The organism is Mesorhizobium liriopis, assembly GCF_024053505.1.
In the GTDB taxonomy this organism is placed as follows: Bacteria; Pseudomonadota; Alphaproteobacteria; order Rhizobiales; family Rhizobiaceae; genus Mesorhizobium_B; species Mesorhizobium_B liriopis.
Genome location: NZ_JAMXQS010000010.1, coordinates 27,137 through 49,457, shown reverse-complemented (window position 1 = coordinate 49,457; position 22,321 = coordinate 27,137). Strand labels below are relative to the sequence as shown.

Here is a 22,321-nt window from a genome sequence, read left to right as displayed (position 1 = left end):
GGCGATGGCCGTCAGGCTTTGACGCGCACATATTCGCCCGGGGCTTCACCTAGAATAGGCGTGCTTGCGCCGGGCTTGCGTGCGGCCACGCGCTTGGCATGCTGGCTTTCGATCCAGCTCTGCCAATGCGGCCACCATGATCCCGAATGTTCGGTCGCGTTTTCAAGCCAGTGATTGAAATCCCCGTCGGGGGCGTCGCCCGTCCAGTATTGATATTTGCCGGAGGAGGGGGGATTGACCACACCAGCGATGTGCCCCGACCCGCTCAGCACATAATGCACCTCGCCGCCGAACAGCGATGAACCAACAAAGACCGAGCGTGCCGGAGCGATATGGTCTTCGCGCGTGGCGAGATTGAAGATGGGGATTCTCACGTCCTTCAGTGAAATCTTCCGCCCCGCCAGCTTCATCTCGCCCTTGGATAGGCGATTATCGAGATAGCAGTTGCGCAGGTAAAAAGAGTGATTGGCGGCCGCCATTCGCGTGGCATCGGCATTCCAGAACAACAGGTCGAAGGCCGCCGGCTCTTTCCCGCGCAGATAGTTGTTGACCATGTAGGGCCAGATCAGATCGCCCGGACGGAGCATGTTGAACGCCGTCGCCATGCGGTTGCCGTCGAGATACCCTTTTACGCCCATTGCCTTTTCGAGCGCCTCGATCTGCTCCTCGTCCGCGAACACCTTGAGATCGCCGGCATGGGTGAAATCGACCTGCGTAGTCAGGAAAGTCGCGGTCTTGATCCGGCGGTCTTTGTCCTTGGCCATCAGCGCGAGAGCGGCGGCCAGCAGCGTCCCGCCGACGCAGTAGCCGACTGCGTTCACCTTCTTCTCGCCCGTTGCCTGTTCGACAGTGTCGAGCGCGAAGCGCAAGCCGTGCTCGATGTAAGCCTCCCACGCCATCGTTCCATGCCGCTCGTCGGGGTTCACCCACGAGATGACGAATACCGTGTGGCCCTGTTCCACCGCCCAGCGGATGAAAGACTTCTTCGGGTTCAGGTCGAGGATGTAGAACTTGTTGATCCAAGGCGGGCAGATCAGCAGAGGGCGTTTCAGCACGGTGTCCGTCGCCGGCTCATATTGGATGATCTCGGCCAGTTCCGAGCGCGCGATCACCTTGCCCGGCGTTAAAGCCATGTCGCGCCCGAGTTCGAAACTCGAGCGATCCGCTTGCCGTAGCCGCAGATCGCCTTTGCCGAGCGCGATATCTTCCGCCAGCATGGTCATGCCGCGCACGAGGTTCTCGCCGCCGCTTTCCACGGTTTCGCGCCATAGTTCCGGATTGGTCAGGACGAAGTTGGAAGGCGACAGCGCGTTCGAGACTTGGCGCATATAGAACTCGGCCTTGTGCCGTGTCCTTTCGTCCAGCCCCTCAGCGTCCGTGATCAGCTCCGACCCCCAGCGCGACACCACGAGATAGGCCTGCTTCAGGAAATCGAACAGCGCCTGTTCCTGCCAGTCCTTGTCCTGAAAGCGCTTGTCGCCCTTATCGGGCTCCGCGATGGGCGCAACCTTCTCGCCCGCCATGCGCTGCGCCGCGTTCATCCAAAGCGACATCATCCCGCCCATCAGCTTGCTCTGAGCGGCGAAGGCACGCGAGGGATCCCCCAGCCAGTATTCGGCGAGTTTGGAGAGCGTCTTCACCATGTCGGTAGCCGGCTCTATGCCGCCCGCCGCTTCGCCCTTGCTGCGAGGCTCGGCCCAGTTCCCCGCCGCCTTGCCGAGTTGCTCGAGCGCACGCGCCATGTTCAGCGCAAAGGCATCGAAATCCTTGATCGCATAGGGGCCCGGCTCCGCTTGAGCCTCTTCTTGCGTGGCCTCGGTCCGTGGCGCGTCGGCCATGGTCAGATTTCCTCCCGATCCTCCGGTTGACACGCTATCATGCTTAATCGGATAGGGTCCAATTCCGGTTCCCGAAATGGTGTCCAGAATGAGCATTCTCAAAAAGCCTCGTCGTGCCTTTTCTGTGGCAGCCGCACTGACGGCCGCATCTTTGGCTTCGGCCTGCGCCAACATCCCTGAGGGCTCGACGGACGCGGCCAATTTTCCGGGCGCCACCGACACCGGCACGTTTCCGAATCTGAACGTGCCCCCGCAGAAGGCCGCGCCGCAGTTCAACAATGAGGAAAAGGCAGCCCAGCAGGCCAAGCTTGCTTCAGCCAAGGGCAGGCAGGGTGCACCTGCCACCGGCGGCCAGACGCGCTCGCCCGCAGAGCTTCGCCGGCTTGCCGCGACCCACGGTCAGGCGACGCTCGACGCCATCGAAGCCGAGTAACATCCACTTTCTCGACCCCTTCGGCAAATCAGTGTAGAGCGCCGAAGGCTTTCAGCTGTTTTCACCACCACGCGCGCTAGGAGCGCCCCATGGAAGAGTTCCACAAGGTCCGGCGGCTTCCGCCTTACGTGTTCGAGCAGGTTAACCGGCTCAAGGCCGCCGCGCGAGCCCGTGGCGCGGACATCATCGACCTGGGCATGGGCAACCCGGATCTTCCCACGCCCAAGGGCATCGTGGACAAGCTGGTGGAAACCGTGCGCGACCCGCGCACCCACCGCTATTCCTCGTCGCGCGGCATTCCGGGCCTGCGCCGCGCGCAAGCAAACTATTATGCGCGCCGCTTCGGTGTGAAGCTCGACCCTGATCGGCAGATCGTCGCCACGCTCGGTTCAAAGGAAGGCTTTGCCAACATGGCGCAGGCCATCACCGCGCCCGGCGACGTGATCCTTTGCCCGAACCCGACCTATCCGATTCACGCCTTCGGCTTCATCATGTCGGGAGGCGTGATCCGCTCGATCCCAGCCGCTCCCGACTCGGAGCTTCTGCCAGCGCTCGAGCGCGCCGTGAAGCATTCGATCCCCAAGCCCTTGGCGGTCATCCTCAACTACCCGTCGAACCCCACGGCGTTCGTTGCAGATCTCGACTTCTACAGAGACGTCGTGGCCTTCGCGAAGAAGCACGACATCATCGTCTTGTCCGACTTGGCCTATGCCGAAATCTATTTCGACACCGCCCCGCCGCCCTCGATCCTTCAGGTGCCCGGCGCCATCGACGTGGCCGTCGAATTCACCTCGATGTCCAAGACCTTCTCCATGCCCGGTTGGCGCATGGGTTTCGCGGTCGGCAATGAGCGCCTCATCGCAGCTCTCACGCGCGTGAAATCCTATCTCGACTATGGGGCATTCACGCCCATCCAGGTTGCGGCGACGGCTGCGCTCAACGGTGATGGCGAGGACATCGCCGAGGTGCGCAATATCTATCACAAGCGCCGCGACGTGATGGTGGACGCCTTCGCGCGCGCCGGCTGGAACGTGCCCGCACCCAGAGCCACCATGTTCGCCTGGGCGCCGATCCCCGAGCCGTTCCGTTCGCTCGGCTCGCTCGAATTCTCGAAGCTTTTGATCGAGAAAGCCGAGGTCGCGGTCGCACCCGGCGTCGGCTTCGGCGAGCACGGTGACGACCATGTGCGCATTGCGCTCGTCGAGAATGAGCATCGCCTGCGTCAGGCGGCGCGGTCCATCAAGCGCTTCCTGTCGTCGCAAGGCGGCGAACAGGCCGATAATGTGGTGCCGCTCAAAGCGCGGCGCTGAGTTTCAGTACCAATATTCAGGATATAGTTCATGGCTGACCCGTTGCGTATCGGCATCGCAGGTCTCGGCACGGTCGGTGCGGCCGTCGTCAAGGTGCTGACCACCAAGGCAGCCGAACTCACCCGGCAATGCGGCCGTCCGATCGAGATCACCGCCGTTTCCGCACGTGATCGCGCGCGGGATCGGGGGCTCGACCTTTCCGCCGTCCAGTGGTTCGACAACCCCGTCGCACTCGCCCGGGAGGCCGAGATCGACGTGTTCGTGGAACTGATCGGCGGCGCGGAAGGGGCTGCACGCGAAGCCGTTATCTCCGCGCTCAGTGCGGGCAGCCACGTGGTCACCGCCAACAAGGCGCTGCTCGCCGCGCACGGCTTGGAACTCGCTGAGATCGCCGAACGGCAAGGCGTACTCCTCAACTATGAGGCGGCGGTCGCGGGCGGCATTCCTGTCATCAAGACCTTGCGTGAGTCGCTCGCAGGCAATGCGCCGACCCGCGTCTTCGGCATCCTTAACGGCACCTGCAACTACATCCTGACGCGCATGGAAGCCGAGGGTCTCAGCTTTGACGAGTGCCTTGCCGACGCACAGCGTCTCGGTTTCGCCGAAGCCGATCCGACCTTTGACATCGAAGGCAACGATACCGCGCACAAGCTGGCGATTTTGACGAGCCTTGCCTTCGGCACGCGCATTTCGGCCGAAGACATCTATCTCGAAGGCATCTCGAACATCACGCAGGCCGATATCCGCGCCGCCGCCGATCTCGGCTACCGCATCAAGCTTCTCGGCGTCGCCCAGCGCACCACGACCGGCATCGAGCAGCGTGTGCACCCGACCATGGTGCCGACTGCATCCGTGATCGCGCAGGTCCATGGCGTCACCAATGCCGTTTCGGTCGAAACCGACATCCTTGGCGAACTGCTTCTGTCAGGGCCTGGTGCCGGCGGCAATGCCACTGCCTCGGCGGTGATCGGCGACATCGCCGATATCGCGAAGAGCCGTCCCGGCTTCCAGCATGGTCCCGTCTTCGGTCGTCCGGTCAACGAGTTGACGCCCTATCAGCAAGCGGAAATCCAGTCCCATGCGGGCGGCTACTTCATCCGCCTTACCGTGCACGACCGCATCGGCGTCTTCGCAGCCGTCGCCAAGCGCATGGCGGAGAACGACATCTCGCTCGAATCGATCGTGCAGCGCGCAGTCGATGGCAACGGAACCGACGAAAAGACCATCATCCTCGTCACTCATGAAACCACCGAGTTTGCCGTGCGTAAGGCAGTGGACGGTGTGACCGCCGATGGTCACCTCACGGCCAAGCCGCAGGTCATCCGCATCGAGCGCGCCGCCTGACGGCACGCCGCCCGAAATGGCAGAAAAACGCAATTTTCTCGGCGTCCGGCAATCCGCCAACGGCATTGCCTGGCGCCCGAGGCTGGATGAACGCGGCGAGCGTCAGGCGCTGGCCTTGGCACAAACCACTGCCATTTCGGAAACCATCGCGCGCGTTCTGATCGGGCGAAGTGTTCCGTCTGAGAAGGCCGAAAGTTTCCTCCACCCCACCTTGCGCGACCTCCTTCCCGATCCGTCCTCGCTGACGGATATGGACAAGGCTGCCGATCGCCTAGCTGACGCCGTCCTCCGTAAGGAACCCGTCGCCATCTTCGGCGACTACGACGTTGACGGCGCATCCTCTTCCGCGCTCATGCACCGCTTCCTTCGCCATTATGGCGTTTCGAGCGAAATCTACATTCCCGACCGTGTCTTCGAAGGCTACGGCCCGAACCCCGCTGCCATGCGTGCGCTGGTCGAGCGCGGCGCGAAGCTCATCGTCACGGTCGATTGCGGCACCAACAGCCAGGAGTCGATTGCTGCCGCCAACGAATTGGGCGTCGATGTGGTGGTGCTCGATCATCATCAGGTCAGCGGCGCGCTGCCCGCCGCGGTCGCGGTCGTGAATCCCAACCGACACGACGACCTGTCGGGGCAGGGCCATCTCTGCGCTGCCGGGGTCGTCTTCCTCACGCTCGTCCGCACCCGCCGCGTGTTGGCCGAGCGCCTGCCGTACGTCGAGCCCGTCAATCTCATGCAGATGCTCGATCTCGTCGCGCTCGCCACCGTCTGCGATGTGGTTCCGCTGCTCGGCGTCAACCGCGCCTTCGTCCGGCGCGGGCTCGACGTGATTGCAGGCGGCGCCAATCTCGGCCTTGCCGCGCTCGGCCGCGTCAGCCGTCTGTCCGAACGCGTGAACGCCTATCATCTTGGCTTCCTCCTTGGGCCCCGTATCAATGCCGGCGGACGCATCGGCGATGCGGCCCTCGGCAGCCGGTTGCTTGCCACGGAAGACGCCGGCGAGGCCGACCGTATCGCTTTCACGCTCGAAGGCCTCAACAAGGAGCGGCAGGAGCTTGAAGCTGTAATGCTTGCAGAAGCCCGGGCCGAAGCCGACGCCGAATTGATGGGCGAGGGACCCGGCGTGCTTGTCACGGGCAGCGAGCGCTGGCATCCCGGTGTCGTGGGCCTCCTCGCCTCGCGCCTCAAAGACCACGCCCGCCGCCCCGCCTTCGCCATTGCCTTCAACCCGCAAGGCATCGGCACCGGTTCCGGCCGCTCGATTTCCGGCATCGATCTCGGCGGCCTTGTCCGTCGCGCGGTTGAAACCGGCCTGCTCGAAAAGGGTGGCGGCCACGCCATGGCTGCCGGTATCACCGTTCGTCGCGAGAAGCTTGGCGATCTTCGCGCCTTCTTCGAAGCGGAAGCCGCTGCAGCCGTCAAGAAGATCCGCGCCGAGGAAGCACTGCTGATTGATGCCGCAGTCTCAGCCGAAGGCGCCAATCTCGCGCTTCTCGACGAGATCGAGCAGGCTGGCCCTTACGGCTCGGGTCATCCATCGCCGACCTTCGCACTGCCCCGACACCGCATCGCCGACATGCGCGTGGTCGGCGCCAATCACGTCCAGCTTCAGCTTTCCTCGCAGGGTGGCGGCCGCATCAAGGCGATGGCATTCCGCGCGGCCGATTCCGAGCTTGGCCAATTCTTCCGCACCCACATGGGCCGCCCGCTGCATTTCGCAGGCTCGCTCTCAGCGAACTATTGGAACGGTGCGCGGCGTGCCGAATTCCGCGTCAGCGACGCGGCGTTGTCAGAGTAATTCCTGAAGCTTCGCCAGGTCCGCGACTTGCGCTTTCGCCGTCTCATATCCGATGCGGATCAGCTCATCCGCACGGTGAAATTCCGACAAGCCGATATGCCCGAGCTTCGGCTGCAGCGAGATATCCGGCGGGTCGCCCGCCAGCCGCGCCCGCGTGATGCGGTCCTGGATGATGTTGAAGGCCTCCACCATCACCGTCAGCACGCCGAGTTTCGATTCGCGTAAGCGCATCTCCGCCGGCAGTTGCGTCTCGGCTTCCGCCGATGAATGCCGGATGATCGCCGCGCGGCTGAACAGGTCGTAATGCAGGTTCACCGCGACCACGACCGGCTGCTCATAGGCGCGGCAAACCGATACCGGCACCGGGTTGACCAGTGCGCCATCGACCAGCATCCGGTTGTTGCACATCACCGGCTCGAACACGCCTGGCAGCGCGTATGATGCCCGCATCGCCGTGATCAGCGAACCCGACGACAGCCAGACCTCATGCCCGGTGCGGATCTCAGCTGCGACACAGACCAACGGCTTCGGCAGGTCTTCGAAGCGTAGCCCTTTCATATGGTCTTCCATGCGCGCATTGAGGCGCATGCCGCCGAGCAGGCCGGAGCCGCGCAGCGTGAAATCCATGAAATTGAGCATCCGCCGTCGCGTGAGGTTGCGTGCGAACTCTTCCAGCGCATCGAGCTTGCCTGCGAGATAGCAGCCGCCCACCAGTGCGCCGATGGAGGTACCCGCGATCATATCGACGCGAATGCCCGCCTCATCCAGCGCTCGCAGCACGCCGATATGCGCCCAGCCTCGCGCCGCACCACCACCGAGCGCCAAAGCGATGCCGCGTCTGGCTTTGGGTTTGATGACCGCCGGCGCAGAAGGCGCGCCTTCCGCCGCCTTTACCTCACCTCGTCCCCTCAAGCCCGCCCAATCGAGCATCGACGCCTCCACGACTCAACGCCACGCTACACAGGCAGACAATATAGATTGGTGAATAGGCGGAAGTTGGACGAAGGGGGGATCAGGGATCTGGTTTGGAGGACTGACTGCGGATGTTGAGAATGTAGCGGCGTCACCGCCACCCCGGACCACTCACTGTGACGCGTCCCTCACCAGCTTTACATCATCCCCCTCAACATCAATTCGCCGATAAAAACACGACCGCCGTCCCGTATGGCATGTCGCGCCATCCCCCTGCACATCCACCTTCAGCCAGACCGCATCCTGATCGCAATCCGTCCGAAGCTCTTTGACCTTCTGGAAATTTCCCGAAGTCTCACCCTTCTTCCAGAGTTCACTTCTTGACCGCGACCAGTAATGCGCGATTCCGGTTTCAAGTGTCAGCCGCAGCGCTTCCTCGTTCATATGCGCGACCATCAGAAGTTCACCGGACTGCGCATCCGTGACAACGGCCGTCAGCAGCCCATCCGTCCCAAAGCGCGGCGCGAACTCGAGGCCTTCTTCGTTCGCGTGTTTGTCCGAACGTGGCGCCGCAAACCGCAGCGTCACTTCGCGTTCACTCCGCGCAGCATGGTCATGAAGCGGATCTGCTCCTCGGGCCGGTCCTTGAATTCGCCGGTGAAGGTCGAGGTCAACGTGGTCGAGCCGGTCTTGCGGATGCCACGCATCGCCATGCACATGTGCTCAGCCTCGATCATCACGGCGACGCCGCGGGGAGCCAGCACATCCTGGATCGTCTCGGCGATCTGCGCGGTGATCGATTCCTGCGTCTGCAAACGATGTGCGAAAATGTCCACGACGCGTGCGATCTTCGATAATCCCACCACGCGGCCTGCCGGAAGATACGCGACATGCGCGCGTCCGACGATCGGCACCATGTGGTGCTCGCAGTGCGAGTGGAAGGCGATGTCCTTCATCAGCACCATGTCGTCGAAGCCCGACACTTCCTCGAAAGTGCGGCCGAGTTCGGCCACCGGGTCCTGCACATAGCCGTTGAACATTTCGCGATAGGCGCGCGCCACCCGTGCCGGCGTATCGAGCAGCCCTTCGCGCGATGGATCGTCACCCGCCCACTGGATGAGCGTGCGCACCGCCGCCTCCACTTCCGCCTGCGTCGGCTGCTTCACGGCCGGACGGTCATCGTTGAGAGCTTTCGGCTGGATGGTCTTGATCACGGCGTCCATCGACATTTCCCGCTGCGCCCGTTTTCTGAAAAGCGCGAACCTTGCCGCGCGTGACGCACGGTCTCTATATATTGACGGCAAACGCCGGATGAAAGGCAAAGAGGCGACACAGCCCGTTCACCGTCCGGCATCGGATTAGTGCTCATGATCGACGATGTCTACAACGCCAAGATTCTTGGTTTCGCGGGAAATATCGGCCGGATCGGCAAGCTTGATGCGCCGCATGCCACTGCGACTGCGCATTCCAAGCTCTGTGGCTCGACCGTTTCGGTCGATCTCAAGCTCGAAAACGGCGTGGTCTCCGACTTCGCCCACCGCGTGAAAGCCTGCGCGCTTGGGCAGGCCAGTTCCTCGATCATGGCAAGCCATATCGTCGGAACGAGTGCAGAAGAGCTCCGTGCTCTTCGACGGACCATGCTTGCGATGCTGAAGGAAAACGGCGTGCCACCGCAAGGCCGCTTCGAAGATCTGCGCTATCTTGAACCCGTGCGCGACTATAAAGCCCGCCACGCTTCCACCATGCTCACCTTCGACGCCGTGGTCGATGCGCTCGACCAGATCGAGAAGGGCGCGCAGGCCGCCTGATGGCCGGCTCCCGCAATTGGGAGGGACCGTGGCGTAAGACGCCCGGCCGGCTCTTCGGCACCGGCTTCGTGCGACTTTATCAGCTCACATTGTCTGGATTCATCGGCAACAGCTGCCGCCATCTGCCCACCTGTTCCGAATATTCTTATGAGGCCATTGCGCGGTACGGCCTCTGGACCGGTGGCTGGCTTTCCGTTTTCCGTGTGACCCGCTGCGGCCCATTTGGCACCCATGGCATCGACCGCGTGCCGACCGGCCCACATCAGACTTGGCGCTGGTGGGCGCCTTGGCGGCTGGCGCGACACTGAGCCTTTACGGCTCGAGGCTCAGCCTTTAAGGCCAACCCCGCAAGCCTGCATATCAACCACCTGCGCTCGTAGGCAGGATTGGATAGGAGTTCACGCCATGACGCTCGACGCGTCCGCCCTTTCGCTCACATTCCCTGATGGCTCTGTTCGTGACTTCCCCGCCGGCACGACCGGCGCGAATGTTGCCGAGAGCATCTCCAAGTCGCTCGCCAAGAAGGCCGTCGCCATCGCGCTCGATGGAAGCTTGCGCGATCTTTCCGTACCCATCGAATCCAATGGCAAGATCGAGATCGTCACGCGCGAAGACCCGCGCGCTCTGGAACTGATCCGTCACGATGCCGCGCACGTGCTCGCCGAAGCCGTACAGGAGCTTTGGCCCGACACGCAGGTCACCATCGGCCCGGTGATCGAGAACGGCTTCTACTACGACTTCGCCCGCGCAACGCCCTTCACGCCCGAAGACTTCCCCGCCATCGAAAAGAAGATGCGCGAGATCATCGCACGCAATAAGCCGTTCACGGTTGACGTCTGGGATCGCGACAAGGCGCGGAAAGTCTTTGCCGATAAAGGCGAGGGCTACAAGGTCGAGCTGATCGACGCGATTCCCGCCGATCAGGACCTCAAGATTTACGCGCAAGGCGACTGGTTCGACCTGTGCCGTGGTCCCCATATGGCCTCGACGGGTCAGATCGGAAGCGCCTTCAAGCTGATGAAGGTGGCGGGTGCCTACTGGCGCGGCGACTCCACCAAGCCGATGCTCACGCGCATCTACGCGACTGCCTGGGCCGACCAGGCGCAGCTCGACCAGTATATCACCATGCTGGAGGAGGCCGAGAAGCGCGACCACCGCAAGCTCGGCCGCGAGATGGATCTGTTCCACTTCCAGGAGGAAGGCCCCGGCGTCGTGTTCTGGCACTCCAAGGGCTGGCGCATGTTCCAGAACCTCGTTGCCTATATGCGCCGCCGCCTGGCCGAGCAGGACTACGAGGAGGTCAACGCCCCGCAGGTGCTCGACAAGTCGCTGTGGGAAATCTCCGGCCACTGGGGCTGGTATCGCGACAACATGTTCAAGGTCACGGTCGCCGGAGACGACACCGACGATGATCGCGTTTTTGCGCTGAAGCCCATGAATTGCCCGGGCCACGTCCAGATCTTCAAGCACGGCTTGAAGTCATACCGCGATCTGCCCGTGAAGCTCGCCGAGTTCGGCAATGTCCACCGCTATGAGCCGTCCGGCGCGCTGCATGGGCTCATGCGCGTGCGTGGCTTCACACAGGACGATGCGCACATCTTCTGCACCGAAGAACAGCTCGAAGCCGAGTGCCTGCGCATCAACGACCTGATCCTCTCGGTTTATGCCGATTTCGGTTTCACGGAATTCCATGTGAAGCTCTCCACGCGCCCCGAAAAGCGCGTCGGCTCGGACGCTGCATGGGACCTGGCGGAGAGCATCATGGCGCGCGTGCTCGAGCGCATTCAGGAAGCCTCGGGCGGCCAGATCAAGACCTCGGTCAACCCGGGCGAGGGTGCGTTCTATGGGCCGAAGTTCGAATATGTCCTGCGCGATGCGATCGGCCGCGACTGGCAGTGCGGCACGACGCAGGTCGATTTTAATCTGCCCGAACGCTTCGGCGCGTTCTACATCGACACCGATGGCGAGAAGAAGCAGCCCGTCATGGTCCACCGCGCCATCTGCGGCTCCATGGAGCGCTTCCTCGGCATCCTGATCGAGAACTATTCCGGCCACTTCCCGCTCTGGTTCGCGCCAGCGCAGGTGGTTGTCACAACGATCACGTCAGAGGCTGACGCCTACGCCGAGGACGTCGCCCGCAAGCTCCGCGCGGCAGGCTTGATCGTTGAGATCGACCTGCGCAACGAGAAGATCAACTACAAGGTCCGTGAGCACAGTCTTGCCAAGGTCCCGGTGATCCTCGTCTGCGGCAAGCGCGAAGCGGAAGAGGGCACGGTGAACATGCGCCGGCTCGGTTCGCGCGACGGGCGTTCTCTGTCGCTGACCGATGCGATCGCGGAACTGACGGCGGAAGCGACGCCGCCGGATGTGAAGCGGAAGGTGGAAGCGGCTTACGTCGCTTAGTTCGTCCTTGGAGCCGGTGAGGTGATCGAAGCGTTCACCTCGCCCCACCTGCGACGCGCTTCACACCGACCTTCATACCCCCGTCGCACAGCCCGGCCATAAACCTCGCAAAACTCATTCCTTGCGAGGCCCGGATGCGCTTTGCCGAATTGTCTTACGCCAGCCCGCAGCAGCCGCTGATCAAGCGCGCCGTGATCCGCACGATCGAGCAGCTTTCGGGGCGCAATCGCTACGCGGAAAGCTATGACTGGTGGCGCCGCAATGTGGTTCCGACCGGGGAGCAGGTCTTCACACACATGCTCTCGCTAGCGGGCGTCGGTCTCTCCCTCGAAGGCGCGAGGCTTCCGGAGAATGAACCGCAACGCCCGCTTGTGATCGTCGCCAACCATCCGTTCGGCTTGGCCGACGGGATCGCGCTTTTGTCCATTGCCGAACAGCTCGGCCGCCCGTTCCGCGTTCTCATTCACGCCGATCTCCTGCGCGTCCCCGAACTCCGCCCTTACGCGCTCGCGGTCGATTTCGACGAGACCAAGGAGGCGCAGAAGCGCAATCTCGAAATGCGCCGGGAAGCGCTCGCGCTACTGAATGCCGGCACGATCATCGCGATCTTCCCAGCGGGTGCCGTTGCGACCGCGCCGAAAGTGTTCGGTCGTGCCGAGGATCTGCCGTGGAAACTCTTCGTCGCCAAGCTCATTCAGGAGGCGCGGGCCGATGTGCTGCCAGTTTTCTTCGAAGGCCAGAACGGCTTCTCGTTTCACGCGGTCAGCCGGTTCTCGCTGACCTTGCGGCTTTCGCTCATCATTCGCGAGTTCCGTCGTCTCGCAGGCAAGACCATTACCGCGCGCCTCGGCAAACTGGTCCGCTGGGATGAGCTTGCCGAAATCAAAGACCGCAAGGCGATCATCGCATTGTTGCGGGAGCGCGTTTTCGAGCTGGAGATTCCGAAACTCTCCGCTAGTCGGCGCCTTCGTCGGCCGAGGATGCGTCGTTTGCCAGAACATCGACTTCCTCATCGTCACCCGGCTTGACCGAAAGTTCCTTCTGATAGATGCGCTCGCGGTTCTTGGCGATCACCACATAGTCGCCCTCCGCCAGCACCATCGACGCGTAAGGCCCGACCGCTTCGCGAATCGAATCGCCGCCATCGGTGAGCACCGACCACGACGTATCTGCCATAGCCTCGCCGCCGGCGTCGCGCAGGAGCTTGAAGGTGATCTGCGCCGCACGGTGCTCCACCGTCGCCTGTGTCAGCTTGCCGGCTTCCACGCGGATATCCGAGCGCGCCACGGCGTTCACCGCACCGTAGTTCGAAACGATGTGGTAGACGCCGGAATTCAGGCGCACGACGGTGTTCGGCGCCACGTCGGGGACGATCAGTGCGCGCTCGCCGGTCGGACCTTCCTGGGCCTCATAGATCGAGAATTTGAGCTTGGCCGGGTCGATCGGCCCGCCGCCCGGCAGAACAGCGTTCAGTTCGAGGCCGCCGGCGTCGATCACCAGCGATTCCTTGTTGCCATCCCGCCCCACGGTGATGCGCTTGGTGGCGCCCGCGCGGCCGAAGGAGGCATGGACGAGATAGGACCCTGGCTCGATCTGAAAGGTGCTCGTGCCGCCGCGTGCGGATGCCACCAGCGGCAGCTTGCCTTCCTTGTTCGGCTCAGGCTTGAACACGCGCCAGACGATCCCGCGTGTGATGTCACTGCCGCTCTCAACCATCTTGGCGGAAAGCGTCACGCTCCCGAGACCCTGCTGGGAAAGCGGCTTCGTCGTCTGCTGCGGGGCGTAACCCGTGATGCTCGGCAATTGGAGATCGCGGCCCGGATCGCGTGCCGCACCGAAATCGGGCAGGGGCTCGCGTTCGGCGGGTGGCCGCGGCGCGGCAGGCGTGAAAAGAAGCTGGTCCGAGCCGAACTCGCCGCGCACCCTGCGCCCGCCCTCGGGGCCTCCGCCCGGACCGCCCATGCCGCCGCCGGGACCTCCGGGTCCACCGCCACCGCCGGGGCCGCCCTGCTGGGCGGATGCGGGAATCGCGACAGCCATGGCCAACCCGAAGGCAAAGGCGGCGAGATGGCTGCGGCGGCTGATTTGCATGCGCTCTTTCAAGCCTCTCTCGGTGGTGAATTCAAGGCGGATCCTGTCGTCTTGCTCCAACCTGACCGATCCCATATCTGAAGCACCATGCAAGCTGACAAACTCGATCTCCTCCTTTCCCGTACATCGCCCCCGATCCATGAGCTGGTCGAGCCTGCGCCTTCTAACAGCGAGATCGAGCGCATCGTCAGCGCCGCCATCCGTGTGCCCGATCACGGCCGGCTGGCACCCTGGCGGTTCATCCTGTTTCGCGGCGACGCGCGCATCACGGTCGGTCAGAGGCTCGCGGCACTCGCGGAAGCGCGGGAAGGGCCGTTGAGCGAGGGCCGGCGCAATCAGGAGCTTTCCCGCTTTTCCCGGGCGCCACTGGTGATCGGCATCGTCTCCTGCACCAAGGAAAGCCCCAAGATCCCCGAATGGGAAATGTTCCTGTCGGGCGGTGCCGCGGCCATGAACCTGCTCAATGCCGTGCATGCGCTCGGCTATAAGGGCAACTGGATCACCAACTGGTATTCCGACATCCCTGAAAGCCGCGACCTGTTCGGGCTCGCGCCTCACGAACGGATCGTGGGCTTCGTCCATATCGGGACCCACCAGGGCGAGGTGCCCGAGCGGCCGCGTCCGGCCGTTTCCGATGTGTTGTCGGAATGGGTCGCGCCGACTTCTTAAGAGATATGGTAAACGTTTCGTAAACCATTGGCTCGCTAAGGTTGTGCTGTGGTCGCCTGGGGTTGGTGACCCGGGGGGCGAGCCGGTCATGATCGTGGAATTCTTCTTGAAGTGGGTCCGCACGGCTCCGGTGACCGAGCGGGCCGCTGCCAGTGCGGCGTTGGCACGGGCCTTCTGCGCGGGCCGGCCCAACTTCGATGACCGCTGCGCCGCAGAAGCCGCGCTGACCTTTCTGCTCGATGACCCGTCGCCCCGCGTCCGCATGGCGCTCGCGGACGCGCTGTCGATGAGCCGCAACGCGCCGCTGCAGGTGATCGCCGCACTTGCCGCCGACCAGCCGGAAATCGCCGGCATGGTCATCGCCCGCTCGCCGCTTCTCGCCGATGCCGACCTCATCGAGCGCGTTGCACTCGGTACGCCTGCGATCCAGGCTATGGTTGCCGCAAGACCTACCGTTTCCATCGCGGTTTCCGCCGCCATCACCGAGCTCGGCGCAAGCGAGGCGGTGCTGGCTTTGCTTGCCAATGAAGGTGCCGAAATCGCGCCGCTGAGCTTCCGCCGCGTCGCTGAACGCCTCGGTTCCTGCGGCACCGTCCGCGAAGCGCTGATCCGTGATCCGCGCCTGCCGGCTGACTGCCGCCTGCTTCTCCTGATGCAACTCGGCGAAGCGCTGAAAACCGCTCCTCTCATCGCCGCTTCGATGGGTAAGCTCTGGGCCGAGGCGGTCGTGCACGATGCCTGCACCCGCGCAGTGCCGTCGCTTATCGACACCGTGCCGAACGCCGAATATCCCGCGCTTGTCGAGCACCTGCGCCTGCGGGGCCAGCTGACCGAATCGCTTCTGGTTCGCGCTGTCGCCGCCGGACGAACGGACTTCCTCGCCGCCGCGGTTGCGGCTCTTACCGGAACTGACGGCTCGCGCGTTGCAACCCTGCTCGCCGGTGGCCAGCAAAGGGCTATCGTCGCGCTGTTCCGCAAAGCCGGCATCAGTGCGGCTCTCGACATCGTCCTTCTTCAGGCGCTGGCGCTTTGGTGCGAGGTCGAAACGGGCAGGCGGATCGCGGGGACGCAAGAGATTGCCTATCTGCTGCTCCAGTCCTGCGGCGCCAAGCTGTCGCCCGAACTCGTCGCATTGCTGAAATCCATCCACCTCGACGCGTTGCGCGCCAATGCGCGGCAACATGCGCTCGCAGTGATGGCGGCCTGACGCGACTTGCCTGTTCTGAGTGGTGCAGATCACCGCTCTCTCCGTCTGAAGACTTTGGAGCAGTATCCATTCAGACAGTTGGGGGTGGATCGAATTTATCTCACCGATTGAGGCGCAGCTTTCTGCCGCGCTCGCATGTCCAACCATGCGTGGCAGGCGACCGCCGCGAGCACGATCACACCACCGGCGAGGCTCCACGTGCCGGGAACCTCGCCGATGAAGATCCAAGCGAGCCCGACCGCGATGGGCATTTCCGCCGTACCCAACAGCCCCGCTTCGCCCGAAGGCACGAGCCTGCCGCCTTCGGTCCAGAGTATGATCGCCGCTGCGAAGCTCGCGCCGAACAGGGTCATCAGCAGGGCATCCTGCCACGATATCGCGCTGTAATCGCCGAACAAAAGACCGACCGGCACGAGGATGAGAGCTGCGACGCCGCTGGCCCAGACCGAATTCGTGTTCTGGAATGCGCGGACCATGACGATATAGACGGCGCAGGCGAAGGTCATCGCGACGGCGACGAGATCACCGAAAAGTTGGCCCTCGCCCAGGCCGCCACGCACCGAAATCACCACGCCGAGAAATGAAAGCCCGGCAGCAATCAGGGTGCGCGATCCCAAGCGCTCGCCGAACACGAAAAAGGCGAGGGCGGCTGCCATGAAAGGCATGGTCGCGTAGATCACGACCACGCTCGCTACGCTGGTAAGCTTGAATGAGCCGATGAAGAGGACGCTGGCGCCCGCGCTCACGACGGCGATCAACCAGCCCCGCCGGTCGAGCCTCAGATCGACGGGCTGTCCCGCGCGGCGCTGCTTGAGCGCCACATAGAGGGCGACGAGCACACCGCCGACGAGGCCGCGCCATCCGAGGATCGTCCAGAGATCGGCCTGAATGCTCTTGGTGAAGACGCCCGAAAGCGCGAAGAAGAGGTTCGAGACCAGCAGCAGAAACACGCCGAGCGCATGTGCCTCGGCCCTGCTTCTCGTGCCTGCCAAGGCCTCTGCCACGTCTCACCCCCGAATTTCGCCAGCAGCTCCAACCGCAGCTCGATAAGCTTGTTCCGGCCGGCTCAGATATCCAGTTCGCCCACGAACTCGGCACGCTCCTGGATGAAACGGAAACGCATTTCGGGTTTGGTGCCCATCAACTCGTCGACGCGGCTCTTGGTGTCGCCGGTGCTCTCGTCCACCTGAACCTGCAGAAGCGTTCGCTTCTTCGGGTCCATCGTGGTTTCCTTGAGCTGCGCGGCCATCATTTCGCCGAGGCCCTTGAAGCGCCCGATCTCGACCTTGCCGCGCCCGCTCCTGAACTCCTTCTTGAGCAGCTCGTCCTTGTGGGCATCGTCGCGCGCATACATCGTCTTGCCGCCCTGGCTGATGCGGTAGAGCGGCGGCACGGCCATGTAGAGATGCCCGTCGCGGACCAGCTGCGGCATTTCCTGGTAGAAGAAGGTGATGAGCAGCGAGGCGATGTGCGCGCCGTCCACGTCGGCGTCGGTCATGATGATCACGCGGTCGTAGCGCAGGTCCGAATCGCGATATTTCGAGCGCGTGCCGCAGCCGAGCGCCTGGATGAGGTCGGCGATCTGCTGGTTGGCGCCGAGCTTGTCGGTGCCAGCACTGGCCACGTTCAGGATCTTGCCGCGAAGGGGAAGCACAGCCTGCATCGCGCGGTCGCGCGCCTGCTTGGCCGAGCCGCCGGCCGAATCGCCTTCCACGATGAAGATTTCCGCGCCCGCCGCCGCATTCTGCGTGCAGTCGGCTAGCTTGCCCGGCAGGCGGAGCTTGCGCACGGCCGACTTGCGGCTGACTTCCTTCTCCTGCCGGCGGCGCAGGCGCTCGTCGGCACGCGCGATCACCCAGTCGAGAAGCTTGGTGGCTTCCTGCGGATTGTCGGCGAGCCAATGGTCGAATGGATCGCGCACGGCCTGCTCGACCAGGCGGATCGCTTCCATGGTGGCGAGACGATCCTTGGTCTGGCCGACGAATTCCGGCTCGCGGATGAACACCGACAGCATGCCCGCCGCCGAGATCATCACGTCCTCGCTGGTCACGGCATTGGCGCGCTTGTTGCCGGTCAGTTCGGCATAGGCCTTGAGGCCGCGCGTCAGGACATTGCGCAGGCCGGTCTCGTGCGTGCCGCCTTCGGCGGTCGGAATCGTGTTGCAGTAGGAGTTGAGGAAGCCGTCGCCGCCATACCAGGTCACGGCCCATTCGAGCGAACCGTGCCCGCCCTGGCGCTCGCTCTTGCCGGCGAAGATCTCGCGCGTGACCTGATGCTCGCCTTCGAGCGAGGCAGCGAGATAGTCCTTAAGGCCACCAGGGAAGCGGAAAACCGCCTTTTCCGGCGTGTTGTCCTTGCCCGTAATCAGGCTCGGATCGCACGACCAGCGGATTTCAACGCCGCCGAAGAGGTAGGCCTTCGAGCGCGCCATGCGGTAGAGCCGCGCCGGCTCGAACCTGGCGGCGTCGCCGAAGATCTGCCCGTCGGGCTTGAAGCGCACGCGCGTGCCGCGCCGGTTGTGCACATCGCCGAGCGCTTCCAGCTGGCCCTGCGGAATGCCGCGGGCGAAGCGCTGGCGATAAAGCTGCTTGTTGCGGGCAACTTCGACTTCCAGAAGCTCCGAGAGCGCGTTGACCACCGAAACGCCGACGCCGTGCAAGCCGCCCGAAGTCTCGTAAACCTTGGAATCGAACTTGCCGCCCGCATGGAGGGTGGTCATGATCACTTCGAGCGCGGACTTGTTCTTGAACTTCGGATGCGGGTCCACCGGAATGCCGCGCCCGTTGTCGGTCACCGTCAGGAAGCCGTCCGCGCCGAGCTCGACATCGATGAAGGTGGCGTGGCCGGCAACCGCTTCGTCCATCGAGTTATCGATCACCTCGGCGAAGAGATGGTGCAGCGCCTTCTCGTCCGTGCCGCCGATATACATGCCCGGCCGCCGCCGAACCGGCTCCAGCCCCTCGAGCACCTCGATGTCGGCAGCGCTATAGCTCTCGGTCGCGTCGTTGCTCGAAGTCGGTAGCTTCGCGACCGGCGCAGGCTTGCGCGCTTCGGTCGCCGGGCGTGCGGCAGGCTGTGCCGCCGGCGCACGGGGCGCGGCGGGAGCAGGGGGCGTGGACAGTCCAAGGAGGTCCAGCTGTGCGGCAAGATTCTTCATGCTGGCGGGTTACCCGTTCTTTTTGCCTTCGGACAATGCCATGCCTCGCGTCCGATGGCTAGAGATGTTCTCGTTTCGTTCGAGTGCTGATCTCTTAAGATATGGGGATTACGTCAAGAAAATCATAAGAGTCGGGGGTGGGGGTGATGCCCCCACCTCATCAACATTCTCCGCGGTGGGTTCAACTCGCCAACGCCTCCACCGGCGGGCATGCACAAACGAGATTTCGATCTCCCGCCACATTGTCGATGCGGGAGACCGGAGCCCAGTATTTGGTGGCTCCGTCGTCCGCGATCTTGCCTGCCACGGAGCGTGGATAGGCGTGGGACCATGCGTCGCCGGTCACCTCGGCGGCCGTATGCGGGGCGCTGACCAGCGGGTTGTCGTCCTTTGGCCATTCGCCTTTCTCGACCTTGGCGACTTCCGCAGCAATCGCCAGCATCGCATCGCAAAAGCGGTCGATCTCGCGCTTGGGCTCGGACTCCGTCGGCTCCACCATCAACGTGCCGGCAACCGGCCAGGACATGGTGGGCGCGTGGAAGCCGTAGTCGATGAGGCGCTTGGCGATGTCCTCGACGCCGATCCCGGCCTGGGTTTTCGCCACGCGCGTGTCCAGGATGCATTCATGCGCGACCCGGCCGTGGTGGTTGCGGAAGAGCACGGGGAACACCTTGTCGAGCCGAGCGGCGATGTAGTTGGCCGAGAGGATCGCGGTTTCCGTGGCGTGGCGCAGGCCTTCGGCGCCCATCATGCGGATATACATCCAGGTGATGGGCAGGATCGATGCGCTGCCGAACGGGGCGGCGGACACCGCATGTGCCTCGCCTTCCACCACATGGCCCGGCAGGAAGGGCGCCAAGTGCTCGGCCACGCCGATAGGGCCCACGCCCGGACCACCGCCGCCATGCGGGATGCAGAAGGTCTTGTGCAGGTTCATGTGGCAGACATCGGCGCCGATGTCGCCGGGCCGCGCGAGGCCGACCAGTGCGTTGAGGTTCGCCCCGTCGAAATAGACCTGCGCGCCGTGATCGTGTGCGATCTTGATGATGTCGCGCACATTTTCCTCGAACACGCCATGCGTGGACGGGTAGGTGATCATCAAGGCGGCGAGCCTGTCGGCGTATTCCTTGGCCTTGGCTTCCAGATCGTCCGCGTCCACGTCGCCATTCTCCGTGCAACGCACCACCACGACGCGCATGCCTGCCATGGAGGCGCTGGCCGGGTTGGTGCCGTGCGCGGAAGACGGGATCAGGCAAATGTCGCGATGCGCTTCGCCGCGAGACTCATGATAGCGACGGATGGCCAGCAGGCCCGCATATTCGCCCTGGCTGCCGGCATTGGGCTGCAGCGATACGGCATGAAAGCCCGTGATCTCGCAAAGCCATGCTTCGAGCTGGCTGATCATCGCGCGGATGCCGCGCGTCTGCGTTTCCGGCGCGAAGGGGTGCAGGTTGGCGATTTCAGGCCAGCTCACCGGCATCATCTCGGCGGCCGCATTCAGCTTCATGGTGCAGGAGCCGAGCGGGATCATCGCGCGGTCGAGCGCCAGATCCTTGTCCGCCAGTCGGCGCAGGAAGCGCATCATCTCGGTTTCCGAGCGGTTCTCGTGGAAGACCGGCTGCGACAGGAAGCTCTTGCGCGGCGCTGCCTTCAAGGCCTCCGCCTGCTTCACCTCTGCGCCGAAGAGCGCGGCAAGCGCGGCAAGATCCGCTTCGGTCGAGGTCTCGTCGAAGCTGATCGAAATGGTTTCGCCGTCGATCACGCGAAGCAGCCGACCGTCTTCCTCTGCCTTGGCCGCAATCGCCGCTGCATCGATGCCGGACACGCAGACCGTGTCGAACTGATCGCCGCCGCGAACCGTTCCCACGCTGTCGAGCGTCGTAGCAAGATCGTTCGCCAAGCCGTTGATCCGGCTTGCAATAGCCTGCAAGCCCTCGGGCCCATGCCAGATCGCGTAGGCCGCCGCCATGTTCGCCAGAAGCGCCTGCGCGGTGCAGATGTTCGAGGTCGCCTTGTCGCGGCGGATATGTTGTTCGCGCGTCTGCAGGGCGAGGCGGTAGCCGGGCCGTCCATGGGCATCGACGGACTGGCCGACCAGCCGCCCCGGCATCAGGCGCGTCAGCTTATCGCTGACCGCGCAATAGGCCGCGTGCGGCCCGCCGAAGCCCATCGGCACGCCGAAGCGCTGCATGGAGCCGACCGCGATATCGGCGCCGAGCTCGGCCGGCGTTTGTCCGATCGTGAGTGCCAGAGGGTCGGCCACGAAAATAACCACCGCGCCCGTCTCACGCGCCGCCGCGATACGGGCCGCATGGTCGCCGCGAATTCCGAACGTGTCGGGCCACGACACGATGAGCGCCGCCGTTTCGCCGTCAATATCGCCATCGACGCCGACCGTGATGCCCAGCGGCTCGCCGCGCGTCTTCACGACGTCGAGCGTCTGCGGGTGCGGCGTGCCGGCGAAGACGACCTTTGTGCGCTTCTCGCGACCGTGACGATAGGCGATGCCGACGGCTTCAGCGACCGCCGTCGCCTCGTCCAGGAGCGAGGCGGAGGCGACCGGCAGGCCGGTCAGTTCGGCCACCAGGGTCTGGAAGTGGAACAGCAGTTCGAGACGGCCCTGGCTGATCTCTGCCTGGTAGGGGGTGTAAGCCGTGTACCAAGCGGGATTTTCGAACAAGTTCCGCTGGATGACGGGCGGCGTGAATGTGCCGTGATAGCCCTGCCCGATGAAACTTTTCAGCACCTGGTTGTCGCGCATCATCGTGCCGAGTTCGGCCAATGCGTCCGCTTCCGAAGCCGGCGCGGGCAGAGCGAGCGGGCGGTCCAGCCGGATGGACTTCGGCACGGATTGCGCGATGAGCGTTTCAACAGACGGTGCGCCGATAGCTGCGAGCATGGCGCGTCGGTCGGGGTCGCGCGGGCCGATATGGCGGTCGGCAAAGTTCTGCGGGGAATGGGTCATGTGCACGACAGCCTTCAGCCGATCATCGCCTTGTAGCCGGCCTCGTCCATGAGGCCTTCGAGCTGGCTTTTGTCGCTCAGCCGCATCTTCCAGAGCCAGCCGCCGTCGCGCGGGGATGAGTTGACGAGCGCAGGCTCGGAGGACAGCGCGTCGTTGGCTTCGGTGATCTCGCCATCGACCGGCGCGTAAACGTCAGATGCTGCCTTCACGGATTCGACGACCACCGCCGTGTCGCCCTTGGACAGCGAACGACCGATTTCGGGGAGTTCGACGAAAACGAGATCGCCCAATTGCTCCTGCGCGTAATCGGTGATGCCGACCGTCGCCAGGCCATCCTCGACGCGCAGCCATTCGTGGTCTTCAGTGAAATAGGTTGCCGACATGGG

General features: G+C 63.8%; 19 protein-coding genes. 10 read left to right on the top strand and 9 right to left on the bottom strand.

From position 1 onward, the window contains the following. Positions 1–11: 11 nt before the first annotated feature. Positions 12–1,838: a PHA/PHB synthase family protein gene (locus NGM99_RS19660; RefSeq protein ID WP_252822136.1), complete on the bottom strand. Its 1,827-nt coding sequence runs from the start codon at positions 1,836–1,838 to the stop codon at positions 12–14. 88 nt (positions 1,839–1,926) lie between these two features. Here NGM99_RS19660 and NGM99_RS19655 point away from each other — a divergent pair, with 88 nt between their 5' ends. The 4 genes from NGM99_RS19655 (at position 1,927) to recJ (ending at position 6,723) form a co-directional block, all read left to right on the top strand. Then, complete coding sequence (locus tag NGM99_RS19655; protein ID WP_252822134.1) at positions 1,927–2,271, top strand: hypothetical protein; 345 nt, start codon at positions 1,927–1,929, stop codon at positions 2,269–2,271. A gap of 89 nt (positions 2,272–2,360) precedes the next feature. Continuing rightward, positions 2,361–3,581, top strand: a complete 1,221-nt coding sequence (locus tag NGM99_RS19650; RefSeq protein ID WP_252822132.1) for an LL-diaminopimelate aminotransferase — start codon at positions 2,361–2,363, stop codon at positions 3,579–3,581. A 30-nt stretch (positions 3,582–3,611) separates the two neighbouring features. After that, a complete protein-coding gene (locus NGM99_RS19645; RefSeq protein ID WP_252822130.1) occupies positions 3,612–4,925 on the top strand; it encodes a homoserine dehydrogenase in 1,314 nt (437 codons plus the stop codon). 16 nt (positions 4,926–4,941) lie between these two features. After that, the gene (gene recJ / locus NGM99_RS19640; RefSeq protein ID WP_252822128.1) at positions 4,942–6,723 is read left to right on the top strand and encodes a single-stranded-DNA-specific exonuclease RecJ; all 1,782 of its coding nucleotides are present in this window, start codon (positions 4,942–4,944) and stop codon (positions 6,721–6,723) included. Here the strand turns inward: recJ and NGM99_RS19635 are convergent. The 3 genes from NGM99_RS19635 to folE all read right to left on the bottom strand — a co-directional run bounded on the left by NGM99_RS19635 (position 6,715) and on the right by folE (position 8,858). Then, entirely contained in the window at positions 6,715–7,653 is a 939-nt protein-coding gene (locus NGM99_RS19635) for a patatin family protein (protein WP_252822126.1), read from the bottom strand. The two genes, recJ and NGM99_RS19635, sit on opposite strands and share 9 nt — an antisense overlap. A 153-nt stretch (positions 7,654–7,806) precedes the next feature. Beyond that, the gene (hisI, locus tag NGM99_RS19630; RefSeq protein ID WP_252822124.1) at positions 7,807–8,223 is read right to left on the bottom strand and encodes a phosphoribosyl-AMP cyclohydrolase; all 417 of its coding nucleotides are present in this window, start codon (positions 8,221–8,223) and stop codon (positions 7,807–7,809) included. Then, the gene (gene folE, locus NGM99_RS19625) at positions 8,220–8,858 is read right to left on the bottom strand and encodes a GTP cyclohydrolase I FolE (protein ID WP_252822122.1); all 639 of its coding nucleotides are present in this window, start codon (positions 8,856–8,858) and stop codon (positions 8,220–8,222) included. The genes hisI and folE overlap by 4 nt, the downstream gene beginning before the upstream one ends. Positions 8,859–9,002: 144 nt before the next feature. Between folE and NGM99_RS19620 the strand changes: the two genes are divergently transcribed. From NGM99_RS19620 to NGM99_RS19605, 4 genes are all read left to right on the top strand, one after another. Next, positions 9,003–9,443 (top strand): iron-sulfur cluster assembly scaffold protein, encoded by a 441-nt coding sequence (locus NGM99_RS19620; protein WP_252822120.1) that lies wholly within the window; start codon positions 9,003–9,005, stop codon positions 9,441–9,443. Further along, positions 9,443–9,751, top strand: coding sequence for a membrane protein insertion efficiency factor YidD (yidD, locus tag NGM99_RS19615; RefSeq protein WP_252822118.1), 309 nt, complete (start codon positions 9,443–9,445; stop codon positions 9,749–9,751). Before NGM99_RS19620 ends, yidD begins: the two co-directional genes overlap by 1 nt. Before the next feature lie 97 nt (positions 9,752–9,848). Then, positions 9,849–11,846 carry a threonine--tRNA ligase gene (gene thrS / locus NGM99_RS19610; protein ID WP_252822116.1) on the top strand — a complete coding sequence of 666 codons (1,998 nt, stop codon included), beginning with the start codon at positions 9,849–9,851 and terminating at the stop codon, positions 11,844–11,846. 134 nt (positions 11,847–11,980) lie between these two features. Further along, positions 11,981–12,874, top strand: a complete 894-nt coding sequence (locus tag NGM99_RS19605; protein ID WP_252822115.1) for a lysophospholipid acyltransferase family protein — start codon at positions 11,981–11,983, stop codon at positions 12,872–12,874. On the opposite strand, the gene NGM99_RS19600 is transcribed toward NGM99_RS19605, so the two are convergent. Next, positions 12,801–13,937, bottom strand: a complete 1,137-nt coding sequence (locus tag NGM99_RS19600) for an RgsD C-terminal domain-containing protein (protein ID WP_252822112.1) — start codon at positions 13,935–13,937, stop codon at positions 12,801–12,803. The genes NGM99_RS19605 and NGM99_RS19600 overlap by 74 nt on opposite strands. Before the next feature lie 87 nt (positions 13,938–14,024). Here NGM99_RS19600 and NGM99_RS19595 point away from each other — a divergent pair, with 87 nt between their 5' ends. Beyond that, positions 14,025–14,606: a nitroreductase family protein gene (locus NGM99_RS19595; protein WP_252822111.1), complete on the top strand. Its 582-nt coding sequence runs from the start codon at positions 14,025–14,027 to the stop codon at positions 14,604–14,606. 88 nt (positions 14,607–14,694) lie between these two features. Then, the gene (locus NGM99_RS19590) at positions 14,695–15,813 is read left to right on the top strand and encodes a DUF2336 domain-containing protein (RefSeq protein ID WP_252822110.1); all 1,119 of its coding nucleotides are present in this window, start codon (positions 14,695–14,697) and stop codon (positions 15,811–15,813) included. A gap of 95 nt (positions 15,814–15,908) precedes the next feature. Here the strand turns inward: NGM99_RS19590 and NGM99_RS19585 are convergent, their stop codons facing one another. The 4 genes from NGM99_RS19585 to gcvH form a co-directional block, all read right to left on the bottom strand. Continuing rightward, the gene (locus NGM99_RS19585) at positions 15,909–16,805 is read right to left on the bottom strand and encodes a DMT family transporter (protein WP_252822108.1); all 897 of its coding nucleotides are present in this window, start codon (positions 16,803–16,805) and stop codon (positions 15,909–15,911) included. A 74-nt stretch (positions 16,806–16,879) separates the two neighbouring features. Further along, on the bottom strand, positions 16,880–18,970 hold the full coding sequence (gene parE / locus NGM99_RS19580) for a DNA topoisomerase IV subunit B (RefSeq protein WP_252822106.1): 2,091 nt from the start codon (positions 18,968–18,970) through the stop codon (positions 16,880–16,882). 181 nt (positions 18,971–19,151) lie between these two features. After that, positions 19,152–21,935, bottom strand: a complete 2,784-nt coding sequence (gene gcvP / locus NGM99_RS19575) for an aminomethyl-transferring glycine dehydrogenase (protein ID WP_252822104.1) — start codon at positions 21,933–21,935, stop codon at positions 19,152–19,154. Positions 21,936–21,949: 14 nt separating this feature from the next. After that, on the bottom strand, positions 21,950–22,318 hold the full coding sequence (gene gcvH / locus NGM99_RS19570) for a glycine cleavage system protein GcvH (RefSeq protein ID WP_252822102.1): 369 nt from the start codon (positions 22,316–22,318) through the stop codon (positions 21,950–21,952). Between the last annotated feature and the right edge of the window lie 3 nt (positions 22,319–22,321).